The 19,450-nt window shown below is 53.2% G+C and carries 20 protein-coding genes and 1 tRNA gene; 6 read left to right on the top strand and 15 right to left on the bottom strand.

What is annotated here, in order from left to right:
• Window positions 1-31 precede the first annotated feature (31 nt).
• Window positions 32-511: a hypothetical protein gene (locus tag C0623_05815; protein ID PLY01062.1), complete on the top strand. Its 480-nt coding sequence runs from the start codon at window positions 32-34 to the stop codon at window positions 509-511.
• Window positions 512-569: 58 nt separating this feature from the next.
• Here the strand turns inward: C0623_05815 and C0623_05820 are convergent, their stop codons facing one another.
• Entirely contained in the window at window positions 570-812 is a 243-nt protein-coding gene (locus C0623_05820; GenBank protein ID PLY01063.1) for a hypothetical protein, read from the bottom strand.
• A gap of 115 nt (window positions 813-927) precedes the next feature.
• On the opposite strand from C0623_05820, the gene C0623_05825 reads away from it, so the two are divergent.
• Window positions 928-1,416 carry a dihydrofolate reductase gene (locus C0623_05825; GenBank protein PLY01064.1) on the top strand — a complete coding sequence of 163 codons (489 nt, stop codon included), beginning with the start codon at window positions 928-930 and terminating at the stop codon, window positions 1,414-1,416.
• 57 nt (window positions 1,417-1,473) lie between these two features.
• Here the strand turns inward: C0623_05825 and C0623_05830 are convergent, their stop codons facing one another.
• The 12 genes from C0623_05830 to C0623_05885 form a co-directional block, all read right to left on the bottom strand.
• A complete protein-coding gene (locus C0623_05830; protein ID PLY01065.1) occupies window positions 1,474-2,844 on the bottom strand; it encodes a replicative DNA helicase in 1,371 nt (456 codons plus the stop codon).
• A gap of 76 nt (window positions 2,845-2,920) precedes the next feature.
• The gene (locus C0623_05835; GenBank protein PLY01066.1) at window positions 2,921-3,373 is read right to left on the bottom strand and encodes a 50S ribosomal protein L9; all 453 of its coding nucleotides are present in this window, start codon (window positions 3,371-3,373) and stop codon (window positions 2,921-2,923) included.
• A gap of 24 nt (window positions 3,374-3,397) precedes the next feature.
• Entirely contained in the window at window positions 3,398-4,351 is a 954-nt protein-coding gene (locus tag C0623_05840; GenBank protein ID PLY01067.1) for a hypothetical protein, read from the bottom strand.
• Window positions 4,352-4,357: 6 nt separating this feature from the next.
• The gene (rpsR, locus tag C0623_05845) at window positions 4,358-4,603 is read right to left on the bottom strand and encodes a 30S ribosomal protein S18 (GenBank protein ID PLY01068.1); all 246 of its coding nucleotides are present in this window, start codon (window positions 4,601-4,603) and stop codon (window positions 4,358-4,360) included.
• 33 nt (window positions 4,604-4,636) lie between these two features.
• Window positions 4,637-5,134 carry a 30S ribosomal protein S6 gene (rpsF, locus tag C0623_05850; GenBank protein PLY01069.1) on the bottom strand — a complete coding sequence of 166 codons (498 nt, stop codon included), beginning with the start codon at window positions 5,132-5,134 and terminating at the stop codon, window positions 4,637-4,639.
• Window positions 5,135-5,267: 133 nt separating this feature from the next.
• Window positions 5,268-6,362, bottom strand: coding sequence for a redox-regulated ATPase YchF (locus C0623_05855; protein PLY01070.1), 1,095 nt, complete (start codon window positions 6,360-6,362; stop codon window positions 5,268-5,270).
• A 156-nt stretch (window positions 6,363-6,518) separates the two neighbouring features.
• Complete coding sequence (locus C0623_05860; GenBank protein PLY01071.1) at window positions 6,519-8,534, bottom strand: sodium-translocating pyrophosphatase; 2,016 nt, start codon at window positions 8,532-8,534, stop codon at window positions 6,519-6,521.
• Between the two features lie 27 nt (window positions 8,535-8,561).
• Window positions 8,562-9,137 carry an aminoacyl-tRNA hydrolase gene (locus tag C0623_05865; protein ID PLY01072.1) on the bottom strand — a complete coding sequence of 192 codons (576 nt, stop codon included), beginning with the start codon at window positions 9,135-9,137 and terminating at the stop codon, window positions 8,562-8,564.
• A 17-nt stretch (window positions 9,138-9,154) separates the two neighbouring features.
• Entirely contained in the window at window positions 9,155-9,823 is a 669-nt protein-coding gene (locus C0623_05870; protein ID PLY01073.1) for a 50S ribosomal protein L25, read from the bottom strand.
• A 58-nt stretch (window positions 9,824-9,881) separates the two neighbouring features.
• Window positions 9,882-10,820 (bottom strand): phosphoribosylpyrophosphate synthetase, encoded by a 939-nt coding sequence (locus C0623_05875; protein PLY01074.1) that lies wholly within the window; start codon window positions 10,818-10,820, stop codon window positions 9,882-9,884.
• A gap of 102 nt (window positions 10,821-10,922) precedes the next feature.
• Window positions 10,923-10,997, bottom strand: a tRNA-Gln gene (locus tag C0623_05880).
• A 5-nt stretch (window positions 10,998-11,002) separates the two neighbouring features.
• Window positions 11,003-11,863: a 4-(cytidine 5'-diphospho)-2-C-methyl-D-erythritol kinase gene (locus C0623_05885; protein ID PLY01075.1), complete on the bottom strand. Its 861-nt coding sequence runs from the start codon at window positions 11,861-11,863 to the stop codon at window positions 11,003-11,005.
• A 443-nt stretch (window positions 11,864-12,306) separates the two neighbouring features.
• Here C0623_05885 and C0623_05890 point away from each other — a divergent pair, with 443 nt between their 5' ends.
• The 4 genes from C0623_05890 (at window position 12,307) to C0623_05905 (ending at window position 15,926) form a co-directional block, all read left to right on the top strand.
• Window positions 12,307-13,269, top strand: a complete 963-nt coding sequence (locus tag C0623_05890) for a C4-dicarboxylate ABC transporter (protein PLY01155.1) — start codon at window positions 12,307-12,309, stop codon at window positions 13,267-13,269.
• A gap of 83 nt (window positions 13,270-13,352) precedes the next feature.
• Window positions 13,353-13,910, top strand: a complete 558-nt coding sequence (locus C0623_05895; GenBank protein PLY01076.1) for a TRAP transporter small permease — start codon at window positions 13,353-13,355, stop codon at window positions 13,908-13,910.
• Entirely contained in the window at window positions 13,907-15,310 is a 1,404-nt protein-coding gene (locus tag C0623_05900; GenBank protein PLY01077.1) for a C4-dicarboxylate ABC transporter permease, read from the top strand. Before C0623_05895 ends, C0623_05900 begins: the two co-directional genes overlap by 4 nt.
• 127 nt (window positions 15,311-15,437) lie before the next feature.
• Window positions 15,438-15,926, top strand: a complete 489-nt coding sequence (locus C0623_05905) for a universal stress protein (protein ID PLY01078.1) — start codon at window positions 15,438-15,440, stop codon at window positions 15,924-15,926.
• 80 nt (window positions 15,927-16,006) lie between these two features.
• Here C0623_05905 and C0623_05910 read toward each other — a convergent pair whose 3' ends face one another.
• Both C0623_05910 and C0623_05915 read right to left on the bottom strand, forming a co-directional pair.
• Complete coding sequence (locus C0623_05910; GenBank protein ID PLY01079.1) at window positions 16,007-16,810, bottom strand: hypothetical protein; 804 nt, start codon at window positions 16,808-16,810, stop codon at window positions 16,007-16,009.
• A gap of 41 nt (window positions 16,811-16,851) precedes the next feature.
• Entirely contained in the window at window positions 16,852-19,356 is a 2,505-nt protein-coding gene (locus tag C0623_05915; GenBank protein ID PLY01080.1) for a hypothetical protein, read from the bottom strand.
• Window positions 19,357-19,450: the final 94 nt, after the last annotated feature.

The following is a 19,450-nucleotide window of genomic DNA, read 5'->3' on the forward strand; positions in this document are numbered from 1 at the left end:
CTCTGAATAACTTCTTTACACGGAGCTAGATATGGTTGAATGGCGAAAGTTGAGATGCTGTCTAGGCATTTTCACGCTATTGCTTTTGCTGATTGGATGCACAACAGGAAGACCTGAAACAGGGTCAAAAAAAGCAGGAGCGGAAACCGGCGAAGAAATTGTTGCCATCTCTCAACGTCTGCTCGGCTCCCCTTATCGCTATGGCGGCACGACCCCGGCCGGCTTTGACTGCAGTGGCCTGGTGCATTATGTCTATCGCCAGGTCGGAATCAACGTGCCCCGCTCCTCCCGCCGGCTCTACCAGAAAGCCCGGAAGGTCAGCCTGAAAAATCTGCAGCCGGGCGACCTTCTCTTCTTCAAAGTTTCCCGGAACAAGGTCTCCCATGTCGCCATCTACTCGGGCAAGGGCCGATTCATTCACGCCCCCTCATCGGGAAAACAGGTGAGCGCTGGACGCCTTGACAATCCCTACTGGGATAAGAGATTGATTGGAGCCGGGCGGTTCCACTGAAAATAATTTGAGTTGGCAGCAAAAAACCTGAATAGTGCATAATGGAAGAGCCTGAGGTTCACTTCCGAGCTTCATTCCTGCAGGGAAAATCGGGCGATTCAGTCCATGCCAGCATCGCTGAACGTCGTTCCGGAATACTGATCACCGGCATGCGGCTTTTGCGCACCGGATCACGGCCGAGAGAGACCCATCCCGATTGACGTTTGAAGCGGGCAATCAGGTTCAGGTCGATCAGTCGATTGAGAACCGTTTCCGGAACTTCACCCCTCACACCATCTTTGAACTCAACCTGAACTCCCATACCGAACCTCCTTTCACTACCCTGAATATAAGTAAATTCTAACACTTTCTTATCTCTTGACAAGATCACCCCGAATGAATGACTCTTGCCAGGATAGCAATCAAGGCTCTTTACAATGACCCGCAAACCTGACATCCATATTATCGTTGCCATGACCAGCGACCTGCTGATCGGTAACGCGGGAAAACTTCCGTGGACCCTGCCGGAAGATCTTCACCTGTTCAAAAAAAAGACTATCGGCAATACCGTGATTATGGGACGTAAAACCTATACCGGCATCGGAAAAGTTCTGGCCGATCGCAACAATATTGTCATTACATCAAAGACTGTCACTGATAATTCGGTAGAATCATTTTCATCCTTTGACGAAGGAGTCCGTCGGGCGGTTGACATCGGCGCGAAAATTTTCTGTATCGGCGGCCGGGAGATATTTGCTGCAGCTCTGCCTCTGGCAACCGAGCTTCATATTTCATGGGTTGAAGGTGACTATGAAGGCAATACGTACTTTCCTGGATTCAACCTCGATAATTGGCAGGAGACAAACCGAAGCTGCCATGCCGGCTTCACTCACATCTCCTACAAAAGAAAAAGGAGGCAGAATTAATTCTGCCTCCTTCAGTATTTCACACTTCATGCCTGACTTCTCGGACCTGATCGAAGCTTAATACCCCTCCTGGCGTTTCGCCTGATTTTCAAAACGGGTGTACTGGCCACGGAAGGTCAAATGAACCGTCCCGATCGGACCGTTTCGCTGCTTGCCGACAACAATCTCGGCATCCTGTTCATGATTCTTTTCACAGGTTTTCTCATTGCTCTTGCAGGCTTCGCAGTAGACCGCTTCGCGATAAACAAACATAATGACGTCGGCGTCCTGCTCAATCGCTCCCGACTCCCGCAAATCGGCCATAATCGGTCGTTTGTCGGTACGGCTTTCAAGCGAGCGGTTAAGCTGCGACAAGGCAACGACCGGGATACTCAACTCCTTGGCCAGAGCTTTCAGCGAGCGGGAGATTTCAGAGATTTCCTGCTGACGACTTTCCGGATTATTGCCCTGCATCAGCTGCAGGTAGTCAATCACAATCAGGCCAATATTCTTTTCTGCCTTGAGCCGCCGCGCCTTGGCCCGTAATTCAAGGATTGAAATCGCCGGCGTATCGTCAATATAAATCGGTGCTTCCGACAGATGCCCGGCGCCACTGGTCAGTTTTGGCCAGTCCGACTCACCGAGATGACCGGTTCGCAGGCGACTTGCGTCAACTCTGGATATTGAGCAGAGCATCCGCTGTACAAGCTTCTCCTTGCTCATCTCGAGAGAAAAAACCAGCGATGGCACCTTCTCTTCGAGGTGCACCGAAGCCTGCTCAATAACATTCAGACAGAAGGCTGTTTTGCCCATCGAAGGCCGACCGGCGATAATAATCAGATCGCCCGACTGTAAACCTGCGGTCATATCATCGAGGTCGAGAAAACCGGTTGGAACCCCGGTCACTTTCTCCTTTCGATCATAAAGTTTTTCGATGGTCTTGAAGGTATCCTTGAGAATTTCCTTGGTTGAAAAAAAAGACGGTTTGATGCGCAACCCGGCAATATCGAAGATCGATTTTTCGGCCCAGTCGAGAGTCCCTTCAATCTCGCCACCTTCATAACCCTTGGTTGCAATATCGGTCGCAACCTGAATCAGGCGGCGCGCGATCGACTTCTCCTTGACCATCTTGGCATAGTAGGAAATATTGGCTGCGGTCGGGACATAATCGACCAGTGTCGTCAGGTAGGCCGAGCCGCCGACCGCGTCGAGCTCGCCGCTCTGTTTGAGCGCCGCGGTCAGGGTGACCAGGTCAGCCGGCTCGCCTTTTTCAGAAAGATCCTGCAGGGCGCTGAATATCTTGCGATGACTTTCGCGGTAGAAATCTTCCGGACGCAGGATCTCGAGGGCCTTGTTCATGGCCTCGTTTTCCAGCAGAACTCCTCCGAGGACAGACATCTCCCCTTCAAGGTTCTGAGGCGGCAATCGATGGGATGGCGTTTCGACCATGCACCTCTCCCGGGCTAAAAATGACAAGGCAAGGAAGAAGGGTGGCCCCTTCTTCCTTGTTCAGACGACGTAAATACTACTCTTCTTCGCTCGCTTCAACAACAACTTTCAGGGTTGCTGTGACGCCGGCGTTGAGCTTGACCGGCACCTCATGCTCGCCGAGTGACTTGATCGGCTGCAACAGAACAATCTGCTTGCGATCAATATCAAGTCCGGCTTCAGCCAATTTCTCAGCCAGTTCAATATTGGTCACGCTGCCGAACAACTTGCCATCATCGCCGGCCCGGTGAACAACCGTACAGGAGACCCCTTCAACCTTGTCTTTAAGGCTCGCTGCTTCCGCGGTCAGCTTTTCGAGCTTGCGTTCGGCCTGACGCTTCTGGTGCTCAAATTCCTTGACATTCTTTTCATCAGCAACCACAGCCTTGTTGCGCGGCAGGAGAAAATTACGTGCGTAGCCCGGCTTGACATTGACCAGTTCGCCAATGCCCCCGAGACCTTCAACATTCTCGTTCAGAATAACCTTCATGATATATCCTCCGTAAAAAGAGACCTATGTCGTTTTTACTCGTGGTTTTCGAAAATCGACCCAGAGGTCGAATACTCCGATGCCGGTCACGATAATCGGCAGCGGGTTAAAAAACGCTATCAGTACATAAGCGCATCCCCGCATGATCGGGGGGATCTGACGTCGGTTCAGAAAATTGACGACGATAGCGAATCCCTGTATGAAATAGACCGGCAACAGAATAATCAGCAGATTGACTGCCGCCTGCCTTAGATCACCAGCTGCGAAATACGATATAAATCCGGCTGCAATCAGTGCCCAGACCAGCATCTCCGGAGCTTTCCAGTCCTGGAACCCGGCTACCGGAATACGGTAATCCCCCCTGGCTGCAACCGAGAGTAACCAGAGCAACAGCATGGCCAGTAGACCGGTTATTGTTACGGCCGCGCCAAAATAAGCGTAGCGAAGGTAGTCCGCCATCTGTTCAGCGGCGGACCGCAATTCATCGACCTGCTCCGGTTTCAGGTCGGAATTGGCATAAAGTGCCATTGCCTGCTCTACCTGGGTATCGGCAAAACTGTCAATCTGGCCGGAAACGGTGCTGTCGATCATACCGGCATAACCGGCGAGAAAAAGATAAGAAACCAGCACAATGAACGCAACCGAGACAGCAACTGAACGCGCCCACGGCCATCCCCGCCTGAGAAGATAAGGTAAAATCAGGGCGACCAGGCCGAACTGCAGGAGGTAGCCGATACTTCCTGTCATCCCGTCAAGCAGGTGACTGCCGAAGGCAACGAGAACAACGGTCGTCGTCGCCGCAGCAGTGCCGAAACGCATGTGAACGTAAGCGGCCGGTACGGCAATCAATGCGACCAGCAGAAATCCGGCAACACCGAGACTGCCTGTTGCGACCAGCAGAACCAGGGTCAGTGCAGTCGCTCCGATCGAAAACAGGAGATAGTGCACATATTTCTGTTGCTCCGCTGCGGGAGACATCGGTTCCTAGCGGTCGAGCGAATGACTGGCCGTAAACGGCAGCAGTGCAATATTGCGGGCCCGCTTGATTGCTTCGGTTACTTTGCGCTGATGCTCGGCACAGTTACCGGAGATCCGGCGCGGCACAATTTTACCCCGCTCGGAAACAAAATAACGCAAGTTGCGGATTTCCTTGTAATCGACTTCGTTTTTATCAATACAGAAACGGCAACCCTTGCGGCGATGAAAACGGCGACGTGGTTGAAAAGCCATGATATTGTCCTCCAGGTGTCTAGTGATTCAGATTCAGGCAGATTCTTTTTCGGTTTCGGTTTTGGCAGAAGCTTCTTCAGTCGGTGCTTCCTTGGCTGCAGTCTCTTCGGCAGCAGGTGCTTCAGCCGGTTTTTCGGAAGACGCCGCTTCTGACTTCGGAGCCTCTTCGGCTTTTGGCGATTCTTCGGTCGAAGCTTTCGATTCCGAATCATCGGTCTTGCGAACAAAACCTGAAGGCTTGTACTCACCCTCGAGCTGAATCGTCATGAACTTGATGACTTTGTCATCGATCCGGAAACGACGCTCGAGTTCACGGATCCCTTCCGGCTTGCCTTCGTAGGCAAACAGGACATAGGTACCGCGCTCCTGTTTCTGAACAATGTAAGCGAGTTTTCGGGTGCCCCACTCTTCAACGGCCAGCATATTGGCACCGAGTTCGATCAGGATGCCTTTAAACTTCTCGACAACCTCGGTGTAGGCATCGCCGGCCACTTCCGGGTGGATAATAAAGATAGTTTCGTAGGTACGCATATGACCTCCTCATGGGTTGGTAGCCCCGAAATCGATCCGGAGCAAGGAGCTGACAGGCCGCAGGTTTTCACGCCCTGTCGGCGAAAACATGATTATCTATCACAAACAGCTTGCCAATGCAAGCTTTTACCACCTATACGTTGAAACGGAAATGAATCACATCGCCGTCCTTGACAACATATTCCTTCCCCTCGGAACGGAGCAGTCCCTTTTCGCGGGCACCGCTCTCTCCCCTTGATGCAATGTAATCGTCGTAGGCGGTCACTTCAGCCCGGATAAAACCGCGTGCGAAATCGGTGTGAATGACTCCTGCTGCTTCCGGCGCTTTGGCACCTTGACGCACCGTCCAGGCCCGCACCTCCTTTTCACCGGCTGTGAAATAGGTCTGCAGGCCGAGCAGTTTGTACCCGGCGTGGATCATCCGGTCGAGACCGGAGGAATCAAGTCCGAGTTCAGAGAGGAATTCGGCTTTTTCGTCATTGTCGAGCTCGGCAATTTCCGATTCGATCTTGCCACAAACCACGACAACCTCGCCCCCTTCGGCCGAAGCATGTTCCCGAACCTGGTCGACCATCGGATTCCCCTCGAGCAGATCATCCTCGGAGACGTTGGCGACATACATCACCGGCTTGGCCGTGATCAGATGCAGATCGCGCAGGTTCATCCGTTCTTCGCGGCCGAGTCCGGCACTGCTCACTGGCTTCCCCTCGTTGAGAACAGCTTCTACCTTCTGTAGCAGATCCAACTCCTGCCGGGCAGCCTTGTCGCCGCTTTTGGCCAGTTTGGCGACCCGGTTGATCCGCTTTTCAACGGTCTCGAGGTCGGCCAGATTGAGCTCGGTCTGAATGACTTCGATGTCGCGCAACGGATCGACCGAGCCATCGACATGGACGACGTTGTCATCCACGAAACAGCGAACGATATGAGCAATCGCATCGACCTGGCGGATATGGCCGAGGAACTGGTTGCCGAGCCCTTCGCCCTTGCTTGCCCCTTTGACCAGTCCGGCAATATCGACAAACTCCATCGTTGTCGGTAACACGTTTTGCGGCTTGACGATAGCAGCCAGGGCCTCGAGACGTATATCCGGCACCGTAACAATGCCGACATTCGGCTCAATCGTACAGAACGGGTAATTGGCCGATTCGGCTCCGGCCGAGGTGATGGCGTTGAAGATGGTCGATTTGCCGACATTCGGCAGTCCGACGATTCCGCATTTGAATCCCATGTTTTAATCCGTAACGAGTTAAAAGTGACGAGTGACGAGCAACAGTTCCAGGAGAATCAGACCACCCGTCACTTGTCACGCGTCACTACCTTTTCACAAAAACGATAGCCGGAGCCATCCGGCTCCGGCTATCGATGTCAACAATGTATCCGGTTATTAAACCAGCAGGGGAGCTATAACCAGAGCCACGACGCTCATCAGCTTGATCAGGATGTTCATGGCCGGGCCGGAGGTGTCTTTGAACGGGTCGCCGACGGTGTCACCGATAACGGCAGCAGCATGGGCTTCGCCGCCCTTCTCCTCACCGGCAACCTTGCCCTGCTCGATGTATTTCTTGGCGTTATCCCAGGCACCGCCACCGTTGGACATCATCAGGGCGAGCAGGACACCGGCCAGGGTTGCGCCTGCAAGCATGCCGCCAAGAGCTTCCGGACCAAGAATGAAGCCGGTTGCAACCGGAGCGACAACGGCAACGACACCCGGCAAGACCATTTCTTTCAGAGCCGCGGCCGCCGAGATATCAACACATTTCTGCGAATCCGGCTTGGCGCCTTCCTTGCCTTCGAGCAGGCCCGGGATTTCCCGGAACTGACGACGAATCTCATCAACCATCTTGCCGGCAGCGCGGCCGACCGAGGTCATGGTCAGGGCGCCGATGAAGAACGGCAGGGCACCACCGATCAGAAGGCCGATTACGACTTTCGGTTGAATCAGGTTAATCGCCTCAAGCCCAACAGTCGTGGCATAGGCCGAGAACAGAGCCAATGCGGTCAACGCAGCCGAACCGATGGCAAAACCCTTGCCAATGGCAGCAGTGGTATTGCCGATGGCGTCGAGGCCGTCGGTGATTTTTCGGACATCGGGACCGAGACCGGCCATTTCCGAGATACCGCCGGCATTGTCGGCGATCGGACCATAGGCATCGACGGTCATCGTGACACCAACCGTGGCGAGCATGCCGACTGCAGCAATACCGATTCCATAAAGGCCGGCAAAGCTGTTGGCAACAAAGATAGAAATACAGATAATCAGAATCGGCAGCGCCGTTGACTCGAGGCCGACAGCCAGGCCGGTGATAATGTTGGTCGCCGGACCGGTTTTACTCGCTTCGGCAATCCGCGTCACCGGTGCAGCGGCGGTATAGTATTCGGTAATCTGACCAATGGCGATACCGGCCAGGGTACCGGCCAGAATAGCCCAGAAGACACCCGTATTCAGGCCGTAAGCCTTGATCACAAAGAAAGCTGCGACGAGGAAGCCGCCAGCGGCGACAAAGGTCGTGTAATGCAGCGCCTTGGCCGGATCCATTGACTTCAGGATTTTCATCGAACCGATACCGATAAACGAGAAGACCAGGCCGACCATCGCGAGAATCAACGGCAGCATGATAGCGTTCTCCTGAACCATAGCGCCACCGCCAAGTTTGGCCAGCAGAGCAGGACCGGCGGCTGCGGCAATCGCCATGGTCGCAATAATCGAACCGACATACGATTCGAAAATATCGGCGCCCATACCGGCGGTGTCACCGACACAGTCACCGACGTTGTCGGCAATAACACCCGGGTTACGCGGATCATCTTCCGGAATACCGGCTTCAACCTTGCCAACCAGGTCGGCGCCGACGTCGGCCGCCTTGGTGTAGATTCCGCCGCCGACACGGGCAAACAGGGCAATCGAGGAAGCGCCCATGGCAAAACCGTTGATATACTTGACCGTATTCATGTCGCCGCCGAAGAAGATATAGGCAACACCGACGCCAACCAGGCCGAGGGAAGCAACCGCCAGCCCCATAACGGCACCACCGTTAAAGGAGACTTCAAGCGCCTTCGCCTGTCCATGCAGACGGGCCGCCTCTGTGGTCCGGACATTGGCCCGGGTCGCTGCCTTCATGCCGATAAAACCGCAGGTCATCGAGCAAATAGCGCCTCCCAGGAAGGCGAGAGCGGTACTGAAATTCATGCCCATGGCGATCAGACCAAAGACGACAACGATAAAGATCGCAAGAACGCGATACTCTCGTCCCAGGAAAGCCATGGCTCCACCATGAATATCTTCGGAGATTTCTTTCATCCGTGCATCGCCAACCGGCTGAGCCTTTACGATGTTGTAAAGGATAATGGCAATAACAAAACCGACCGCCCCCAGCACGGGAGCAAACATCTGCAGTTCCATTTTTCTCTTCCTCTCTTTAGCTGTTCGTTATTCGGATAAATCTTTATTATTGTATGCGTTCATTGCTTCCTGAACGCCGTTATCAATAATCTCTTCAATCGCTTCGCAAACTCCGGTCAGAACCGTTTCAAGGCTTTTTCGTTCAACGGTATTGAAGCGGCTTAAAACATGGCTGGAGACATCGCTCCGTTCATCGCCCCGTCCGACACCGACCTTGACCCGGATAAAATCACCGGTTCCGAGAACTTCCCTGATGTGGCGAATTCCATTGTGGCCGCCATGCCCGCCGCCGGTCTTGATTTTGAGAACCCCGAAATCAAGATCGATATCATCATGAACCACAATCAAATCCCCCGGATCGATACCGAGGGATTTGCTGGCGGAACCGACCGAGGCCCCGCTGAGATTCATGAATGTTTGCGGCAACAGGAGCATCACCTCTTCGCCGGCAATTCGACCGACACCATAGGCGCCCTGGTGCCCATTTTTCTTCAGAGTCATACCAGCTCGAAGTGCAAGCTGACCGACAACCCTGAAGCCGATATTGTGTCGGGTATCGGCATATTTGTCGCCCGGATTCCCGAGACCGACAATCAGTTTCATGCGCGATCGAACCAGGCTTACTCAGCCGCTTCTTCCGGGGTGTCTTCACCTTCGGCAGCCTCTTCACCTTCGGCAGCCTCTTCACCTGCAACAACCTCTTCACCTTCGACTTCTTCGACTTCTTCGGCCATTTGGCCGACAACTGTCAGAATGGTAAAGTTAACGTCATGCGGGATCTCGACCCCATCTTCGACTTCGAGTTCATCGACATGGAAGACATCGCCAACTTCCATCTGCGAGACATCAATGTCAATCGACTTCGGAATTGAGCCCGGCAGGCAGTAGACTTCAAGCTCATGACGAACAATCGACAGGGTACCGCCTTCGATAACGCCCTTCGGAGTACCGATAGCGTTGACCGGAACCTCAACGTAAATCTTCTGCTTGAGGTCAACTGTGCCGAAGTCGGCATGCAGCACGTTACGCTTGATTGCATCAACCTGCATATCCTTGAGCAGCACGACCTTGCCGTTAAAATGTCCGTCCCCTTTAAGCGTGATCAAGGTATTCCAGCCGGCCTCGGTCGAGATAGCTTTTCTCAGGGCCTTCGGGTCAACGGTAATACTGCAGGTGTCCATATCCTTGCCATAGACCACGGCAGGTACGAGTCCTTCGCGACGCAGGGAACGGGCAACTCCCTTGCCTGCATCGTTACGTGGTATGACTTGGAGTTCTGATTTAGCCATGGATTGTTTCCTCCATAAGGTTATTCTTTATTTTTTTTGCGGGGAAACCCCGGCAAATTCAAACAAACAGCGAGCTGACCGATTCGTCGCTGTAGATGCGTTTGATCGCTTCCGCCAGCAAGCCGGCAACAGAGAGTGATTTCAGTTTCGGGCACTCGGCCATTTTGCCATCAGTCGGGATGGTATTGGTTACAATAACCTGCTCAAGACAACTTTCGTTGATACGATCAATCGCCGGACCGGAAAGAACCGGGTGTGAAGCGCAGGCGTAAACGGCCCTGGCGCCATGATCCTTGAGTCCCTGAGCCGCCTGGCAGAGCGTTCCTGCCGTATCAATCATGTCATCAACGATAATGCAGATCTGGTCTTTGACTTCACCGATGATATGCATGACCTCGGAAACATTCGGCCCGCTGCGCCGCTTGTCGATAATCGCCAGACCGGCATCAAGCCGTTTGGCAAAGGCACGTGCTCTCTCAGTACCACCGGCATCCGGCGAAACGACTACCAGCTTTTCGCTGAAGCGCTGGCGGACCTCATCGAGCAGGACCGGAGCCGCAAAAAGATGGTCGACCGGGATGTCAAAAAAGCCCTGAATCTGGCCAGCATGCAGGTCCATGGTCACAACCCGGTCAGCACCGGCCGTTGTGACCAGATCGGCAACAAGTTTGCTGGTAATCGGGGTTCTTGGCGCAACCTTGCGATCCTGCCGGGCATAACCGAAATACGGAATGACCGCGGTAATTGTTTCAGCAGAGGCCCGTTTCAGGGCATCAATCATAATCAACAGTTCCATCAGGTTCTTGTGGGCCGGAGCACAGGTCGACTGAATCACATGAACATCTCGACCGCGAACATTTTCGCCGATCTCAACCATGGTTTCACCATCCGAGAAACCCTTGACAATCGCCTGACCGAGAGGAACATTCAGGTAATCGCAAATTTCCTGAGCCAGGGGCTGATTGGCATTGCCCGAAAAAACCTTCAGTTTGTCCACAACCAACTCCCTGATGTTTCCGATGAACGAGAGCAGGTCATGAACCTTGCCATGACCTGTCCTCTGAATTTATATAGAGTTAATTTCAGCAGCAGTATAAAGTGGCTGGGGCGGCAGGGTTCGAACCTGCGAATGCCGGAATCAAAATCCGGTGCCTTACCACTTGGCGACGCCCCAGTAGATCAATCATTTCGACCCAGAGGATGAACAGTAAATACCCGCCAGCCATCTTCACGAGACAACCGGCTGGCCGCGTCGAGGGCCGACTCTTCGGAGACAAAAACACCGAAGACGGTCGGTCCACTACCCGACATCAGAGAGCCGACCGCGCCACTCTCCGCAAGCCTCTGCTTGATCTTCCCGACAACCGGATATTTCCGCATCGTCACCGCCTCCAGATCATTGTGAAGCAGGCGTACGAATTCCTCCGTCGTTCTGGGAAACCTGCGCAGTTTAGCTACATCACCGGGGGATGTCAACCTTAAATTTCCGTAAACCCAGGCGGTCGAAACAGCGACTCCCGGGTTAACCAGAACGTACCAGAGAGCGGGCATTGAATCGACCTTTTCGAGAACGTCGCCGATCCCTGTTGCCCAGGCAGAACCACCCGCCACAAAGAACGGAACATCGGCACCGAGCTTAACTCCGATATCTCTCAGTTGTTCATTACTGAACCCGGTTCCGAGCATTTCATTCAATCCACACAGAACTGTCGCGGCATCGGAGGAGCCACCACCCAAGCCAGCAGCGACCGGAATATTCTTGGTAATATCAATTGATACCGAGCAATCGATTCCGGATGCGGCAAGCAGAGCCCGGGCCGCAAGCACTGCAATATTATCGGCAGACTCCGGCAGCTCGAGGCCGGAGCATCTTGCTTCGACACCGGTACCATCTTCAACCCTGATATCAATATCATCGTAAAGCGATACCGGTTGCAACAGCATAGCCAGGTCGTGGTAGCCATCGTCTCTTCTACCAAGGACGTGCAAACAGGTGTTGATCTTGGCAGGCGCCTTGAATTGTCTCTCTTTCCTGGTCACTGAAAATCCTTGCACACAGAGATTCAAACGCCATCTTCATGGAAGTAGCGGCTCCTGTCAACCCCCGTCACGCCAGAGGAGGAGCCCGAAGCAATCAGAAAAAACACAACAAGCCCCCCTTACATACAGGCTCTACCTGACTCATATTGACCACCCATGGCCAGCAGTGGCCATTTTTGGACACACAGGTTTTTGAATTTCAAATAATTTACGCCACTGTGAAGTCTTAAAAACTTTGCAATACTGCACAGTTCGACAGAAAAATAACACTATTTTAAAAATGGCACCATCCTTGCCATTGAGTTACTACCCTAGTAATATTAATAAGGCTGATATATTCAGAAAGAGAGAACTCAAGCTTCTGTTGCATGTCGCAACAAATATCACAAACCTTTTTTTATTGAGGAGGAGTAGAAATGAAGAACAAGCTTCTGGTAGTACTGATGCTGGCTGCAGCTGCAATGATTTTCACTGCAACTGCATCAATGGCAGCACCGATCGTTATCAAATTCTCGCACGTTGTTGCCGAGAACACCCCGAAGGGCCAGATGGCCAACAAGTTCAAGGACCTGGTGGCCGAGCGCCTCGACGGCAAGGTCATCGTTGAAGTGTTCCCGAACTCCCAGCTGTTCGGTGACAACAAGGTTCTCGAAGCGATGCTGCTCGGCGACGTACAGCTCGCTGCACCATCCCTTTCCAAGTTCAAGAAGTACACGAAAAAGCTGCAGATCTACGACCTGCCGTTCCTGTTCAAGAACATGGACTCTGTCGAGAAATTCCAGCAGGGCGACAAGGGCCAGGAACTCCTGATGTCGATGAAAGACAAAGGGCTGATCGGTCTCGGTTACCTGCATAACGGCATGAAGCAGCTTTCGGCCAGCGAACCGCTTCGGGTCCCGGCCGACGCCGCTGACAAGAAATTCCGCATCATGAGTTCCGATGTTCTGGCTGCCCAGTTTGAAGCAGTCGAGGCGATTCCGCTGAAGAAGCCTTTCTCTGAAGTTTTCACCCTGCTGCAGACCAAGGCGATCGACGGTCAGGAGAACACCTGGTCGAACATCTACTCGAAGAAGTTCTTCGAAGTCCAGCCGTACATCACCGAATCGAACCATGGTGTTCTCGACTATCTGGTCATCACCTCGACCCAATTCTGGATGGGTCTGCCTGATGATATCCGCGGCGTTGTCAAGAAGTCTCTCGACGAAGCGATCGCGTTTGGCAACAAGGTTTCCTTTGACAAGGCGATTGAAGACCGCCAGAAGATCGTCGATTCCGGTCGCTCCGAGGTTATTGAGTTGAGTGACGCCGAGCGTCAGAAGTGGGTCGACGCCATGAAGCCGGTCTGGAAAAAGTTCGAAGATCAGATTGGTAAAGACTTTATCGATGCAGCCATCTCTTCGAATTAATCGACAGTGCTGCAACTAATCCATACGGACCCCGGCAACGGGGTCCGTCGTTTTTGCAGGCAGGTCTTGTGTGAGGATTGAATATGTGGACGCGAATAATAAATAGCTTTGAGGAATCGGTCATCGCGATTCTTCTCGCAGTCATGACGCTACTGGTCTTCGTCGAAGTCGTTTTGCGCTTCGGCTTTGGAGAAGGGCTGATGTGGGCCCAGGAATTGACGCTGCACCTTTCGGCCTGGATGGTTCTGTTCGGTGTATCATACGGCATCAAGGTCGGCTCGCATATCGGTGTTGATGCTCTGGTCAAAATACTGCCATCGGGAGCCCGCAGAGTCATTGGCGGCATCGCCGTTATAGCCTGTCTGTTCTATACCTCTCTGTTCATCAAGGGCGCCTGGGTTTACCTAGACATGATTCGCATGATCGGCATCGAGATGGAAGACCTGCCGATCCCGAAATGGATTGCTCACAGTATCCTGCTGATCGGCATGGTGATGATCGCCATCCGCCTGCTGATACTTTTGAAAGATATCATTACCGGCAAGGCCGAAGGATTCCATCTGACTGATGAAGCCAAGGAGAGCATGCACCTGGCCGAAGAGACCAAGGCCCAGGCTTCAAAAGGAGGTGATTCGGCATGACCACCGCAGCCCTGTTTATCCTACTGTTTCTGTGTCTGATCACCGGCATGCCGATCGCTTTCGCTCTCGGCCTCTCGAGCATCACGACGATTCTGCTTTTCTCACACGATTCGCTGGCATCAATTGCCCTGAAACTGTTCGAGGCCGAATCGGAACACTATACCCTGCTAGCGATCCCGTTTTTTATTCTGTCATCGACGTTCCTGTCGACCGGCGGTGTCGCTAACCGGATCATCAATTTCGCGATAGATTGCGTCGGCTGGATTCGGGGTGGCCTGGCCATGGCTTCGGTTCTCGCCTGTATGATCTTCGCCGCAGTTTCCGGCTCCTCACCGGCGACCGTTGCCGCAATCGGTTCGATCGTTATCGCCGGCATGGTCAAAGCAGGTTACCCGGAGAAATTGGCGGCCGGTGTTATTACCAACGCCGGCACCCTCGGCATCCTGATTCCGCCATCGATCGTCATGCTGGTTTATGCCGCGGCGACCGAGGAATCTGCGGCCCGCCTGTTCATGGCCGGCTTCATCCCGGGGATCATGATGGGAACGATGCTGATGATTGTTATCTACATCGTCGCCCGCGTCACCGGTCTGCCGGCGCAACCGTGGGTCGGGTGGAAGAGTCTGTTCAGGTCGAGCGGCAAGGCGATCTGGGGCCTGATGTTGATCTTTATCGTCCTCGGATCGATCTACGGCGGCGTCGCCAGCCCGACCGAAGCGGCCGCCGTTTCAGCTGTTTATGCATTCATTATCGCTGTGTTCGTCTACCGCGACATGGGGCCGATGAAGGGGCAGGAATGGTTGAGCCGCAAAGACGAAGGTGTCTTCATGACCATCGTCCGCAACGTCTGGCAGTCGATTCTCGCCTTTCCACGCTCGGTTGTTCATCCCGATACCAAGAAGGTTTTCCGTGATGCCTCGAAGGTCTCGATCATGTTGTTGTTCATCATCGGCAATGCCATGCTGTTCGCCCATGTCCTGACTACCGAACGGATTCCTCACCAGATCGCCGAAATCATCGTCAACTGGGGCCTGCCGGCATGGGGTTTCCTGATTGTTGTCAACATCCTGCTGCTGGCCGCCGGCAACTTCATGGAGCCGTCGGCCATCCTGCTGATTATGGCTCCGATCCTGTTCCCGATCGCCGTCAAACTCGGCATCGACCCGATCCATCTCGGTGTCATCATGGTTGTCAACATGGAAATCGGCATGATCACCCCGCCGGTCGGACTCAACCTGTTCGTCACCGCCGGCATAACCGGGCACAACATAACCTGGGTCCTCAGAGCCGCCCTGCCGTGGTTGCTGGTCCTGTTGACGTTCCTGATCCTGATCACCTACATTCCGCAGATCTCGCTCTGGCTGCCGGAATATATCGATCAGCTCAAGGGATACAACTAAAAAGTAAATTGACTGTAAAACGAAAAAGGGAGGCAATATGCCTCCCTTTTTTATTGCCGGCCCGACGTGACGGACGGCGATGATATGTTAAGATGTCTGTATACGAATTCATTCAAGGAGAAGAATCATGCTGCCATCAATCAAGTCAATACTTCTCGCAACCGACCTGTCCGACAATGCCAGTGAAGCATTCAAACATGCCGTCGTTCTATCAAGATCTGATCAGGCGAAAATCCATATTTTACATGTCATCCCGGAAGTCGAGGCGAGTATCCGTACTTATGTTGCGGCTGTTATGGGCGAGGGGAATCTCGACAAAATCGAATCGTCGCACGAAGAGAGCGCCCGCGACCATTTCCATAAGGTTCTCGATGACTTCACCAGACAGGAGTTATCCGACCATCCGGAAGACCTGGCACGCATCGGGGAAATTGAAATTGCGCATGGCCGCCCGGCGATGAAGATCCTCGAAGCGGCGAACCGACTTGGTGTCGATCTGATCGTTATGGCATCTCATGGCAAAGGCGCCATTGAGCAGACCTTTCTCGGCAGTGTCACCGAAAAGGTGCTCCGCAGTTCAAAACGACCAGTTTACGTCATCCCCCTTCCGGACTGAATTCGCTATACTGTTTTCAAGGCAACAGAAAGCCTCCGCATGCGGAGGCTTTTTGCCAGGAGCCTGTATTGCGAATTATATTATTCTTGACTTGAAGATTCAGCAATGTCCCTGGCGCTCACCTTTTTGGCAAACCATAGTACCAGAAGATAAAATAAAGCCAGCGGCATTCCACGAAACATAAAAATCACCCAGAGACGAAACTCCATGCCGAGCCCGAAAACCGACATGATCAGCATCGGGATAATCGAAAGGATCGGGATAAACGCCAGTTCACGCCAGCGCTTACGCCAACGCCGCAGGAACTGGATCTGGAGAAAGGCATAAAAAGGTATGGAAAATACAGAGAGATAGAAAAAAGCGTCGTAGATTGTTTCCTTCCTGTCAGGAACCGGATCGAAGACAAACTGCAGTTGATATTCCTCTTTTTTTTCGAGGCGACTGACCCAGTCAGGAACCGGTCTCCTCTCTTCCCGCTTCGGCAGATTCCAGATTACGTCGATTTTAACGCTGAGATGGTCAATCTTGCTCCATTCAGTATCGAGAACATTGACACCGACTTCATCAATATGCGTCGCATTAGAGAAACTGACCCAGGCCAACGCTTCATCTTTTCCTGATTCCTGCAGAAAAGGCTTGTTACCCATCGCACCATACTCAAGCGGTTGCCCGTCACGCATCGGAATTGCCTGGAAGCGGAGCGGAATATCACTCTCGTAGCTGATCCTCAGGAAGAGCTTGTCGTAAAAAGCGAGGCTGGCACCCGGTTTCGGGTCGAACTCGACAATCCGGGCCGACAGCTGCGGTGAAGCCAATAGCGGTGCAGCGACCGCCATAAGAAGAATAATAGCCAGTACAATATGGAGCAAACATCGTTTCATCATTCAATTAAGAAGGGGGCCTACGCCCCCTCTATTCTTTCCGGTTAATCCTCTTGCGAGGCGACTAGAGTGATCGGCGCCTCAAGATAGCTTTTCATTGTTCCGAGAAAATCGGCAGCGTCGGCGCCATCGAGAGCCCGGTGATCGGCCGACAGGGTCAGGCGGACCATCGGGGCCATGACCATCTCTTCATGTTCATCGACAACCACTTCCCCCCTGACCGTGCCGACCGCCAGCACGGCAACCTGCGGAGGCGTAATGATAGCACCGAATGATTCAACACCAAGCATCCCCATGTTTGAGATCGTAAAGGTTCCTCCGTCCATATCCTCATCAGTCAGCTTTCCTGAATGAGCCTTGAGAACCATCTCGGCAGCGTTAAGGCCAAGATCTTTTACCGATTTTCCGGCGCAGTTGCGAAGAACCGGATAATAAAGTCCGGACTCTGTTTCAACGGCGAGTGAGATATTGACTTCAGACAGCTCTACGGCTTCATCATCGATGAAATGGCTGTTGATCCAGGGGTGTTCCTGCAGGGCCCGGGTCGTTGCCGCGAGGATAAAATCGTTGATCGTTACTCCGAGATCAGAGCGGAAGCGGATAACATCGGTCATATCGACAGCGACCGTGACAAAGAAGTGCGGTGCCGATTGCCAACTTTTTTCCATCTTTCGGGCAATCAGGCGCCGAACCTTGACCGATTTGCGCGGTGCTCCGGCATCGTGTTCCGCAGCGGCATAGTTACTTGTCGCGGCAACGTCCTGTGGGAGCTCCTCTTCTGAATCATATTCCATTTGCTGGTCGGTCAGCTCTTCGCTGATGACCGATTCGATATCGGCCATTTCGTCCGGACCGATCGTATCCGATTCATCAATTGCCAATGCTTCTGATTCACCGTCATCCGCAACCGTAGCAAAACCGGAGACCTCTTCTGCTTCAGCAGGAGTCTGTTCGTAAGAAGATACCAGTCCGGACGTCTCATCCACGACCGGAGTATCATCACTCACCACCGTCCCTGCAGGGTTCTCGGTCGAAGATTCATCGAAATCCGATGCGAACTCTTCTTCACCTTCGGAGCCGGGGACGTCGATATCGTTTTCATCATTTCCGGGCAAGGGAACATCGCCGGCAGAAGGTCCTTCCATTGCATTCATATCAGGAGTGGCAAAAGCAGCCTCTTCGTTTTCTCCGGTTCCCGATTCCATTTCAGTGGTTGGAAAATCTTCAAGAAAAGGCCCCTCTTCGCCGGCTTCTGTTGCGGTCGCTTCAAAGGAATCGCTTGTATAATCATCAGCGGCTGCTGAAGTGCCGGTTTCCTCATCTTCTGAACCGAGCGCCGCGGCGTTAATTTCAACTTCAACGTCATCTGGAGCAGCCCAGGATGCGGCATGCGCTACCTCTTCCTGATCATGCTCTTCGGTGTCACTATTCAACTCGTCCTCAGCCAACTCGTCCTCAGCCAACTCGTCCTCAGCCAACTCGTCCTCAGCCAACTCGTCCTCAGCCAACTCGTCCTCAGCCGACTCGTCCTCAGCCGGTTCTTCCTCTCCGGAAGCTGTTTCATCCAGGGCTTCATCAGACTCTTCAGCGACCGGTGGTTCATCCTTTTCTTCGCCGGATTCTTCATCCGTCTCCGCCACCGTTTGGTCTTCAATCATATCCTCGCCAGCCGTCGGGACGGCATCTTCACCGGGCAGGTTCTCCTCGGCATCAGGCCCAGCCTGCTCTTCGGTCACGTCCTCATTTAACGCTGCGGCAGGTTCCGTCACCGAAGCTTCAACTGTTTCAATTGTCGGCTCGGATTGATCTTCTGCCGAGTCACCATCCGGTTCCCCTTCGGTCAGGTCATCAGCCGATTCTTCTGCAATGCCAGATTCGGCGGCATCCGGATTAACGCCAGCAGCTCGAACCACCTCTTTTTCCTCATCTGACGGCATCCGGCTTGAAAAATCTCCATCAAAATTCATCAGGTCATCAACATCCTCAGGCGTGATAAACTGGCTGGTCGACTGCAGGCTTGCCTCAACATCTTCACGTTCAATACGACCGCACATTCCGGTGCCGGTCACGGTCTCCAGATTGATATTGTTCTGCTTTGCCAGTTCAATGGCTGCCGGCGCTGCCAGGATATGGCCATACTGGACAACTGCATCTCCCGATTCAGCTCCGGCCGGACTATCCGCTGTCGCAGAAACAGGTTCCGACGGCTCGCCGAAAGCTTCGGTCAGGTATTCGGTTTCCTCTTCCTGATCAGGACTATTTTCTTCTTTGCCGTCTGAATCATCTTCTTCCTCGAGATCCGTTTCATCGACCGTCTGCATGGCGATGACCGTCGCGACCGGAACAGCTTGCCCGGCATGCACCCATATTTCAGCTATTTTGCCGGGTGCGTCGGCCTTGAGTTCAAGGGTATCCATATCGACTTCGACATCGGCAATTATTTGATTTTTTTGCACAACATCGCCGACCGCGACCCGCCACTTGGCAATTCGTCCTTCGTCGGAATATTCACTTACTTTCGGCATACGGATTTCTGATCTCATCAACATCCTCCCTGAATCAACAAAACTTCATACGGGCATTCGCGCTGAATCGACATAATAACATAATTAATCCGTATTCACACAAGCCAAAACATTTCGC

The organism is Desulfuromonas sp. (assembly GCA_002869615.1).
Lineage (GTDB): Bacteria > Desulfobacterota > Desulfuromonadia > Desulfuromonadales > UBA2294 > BM707.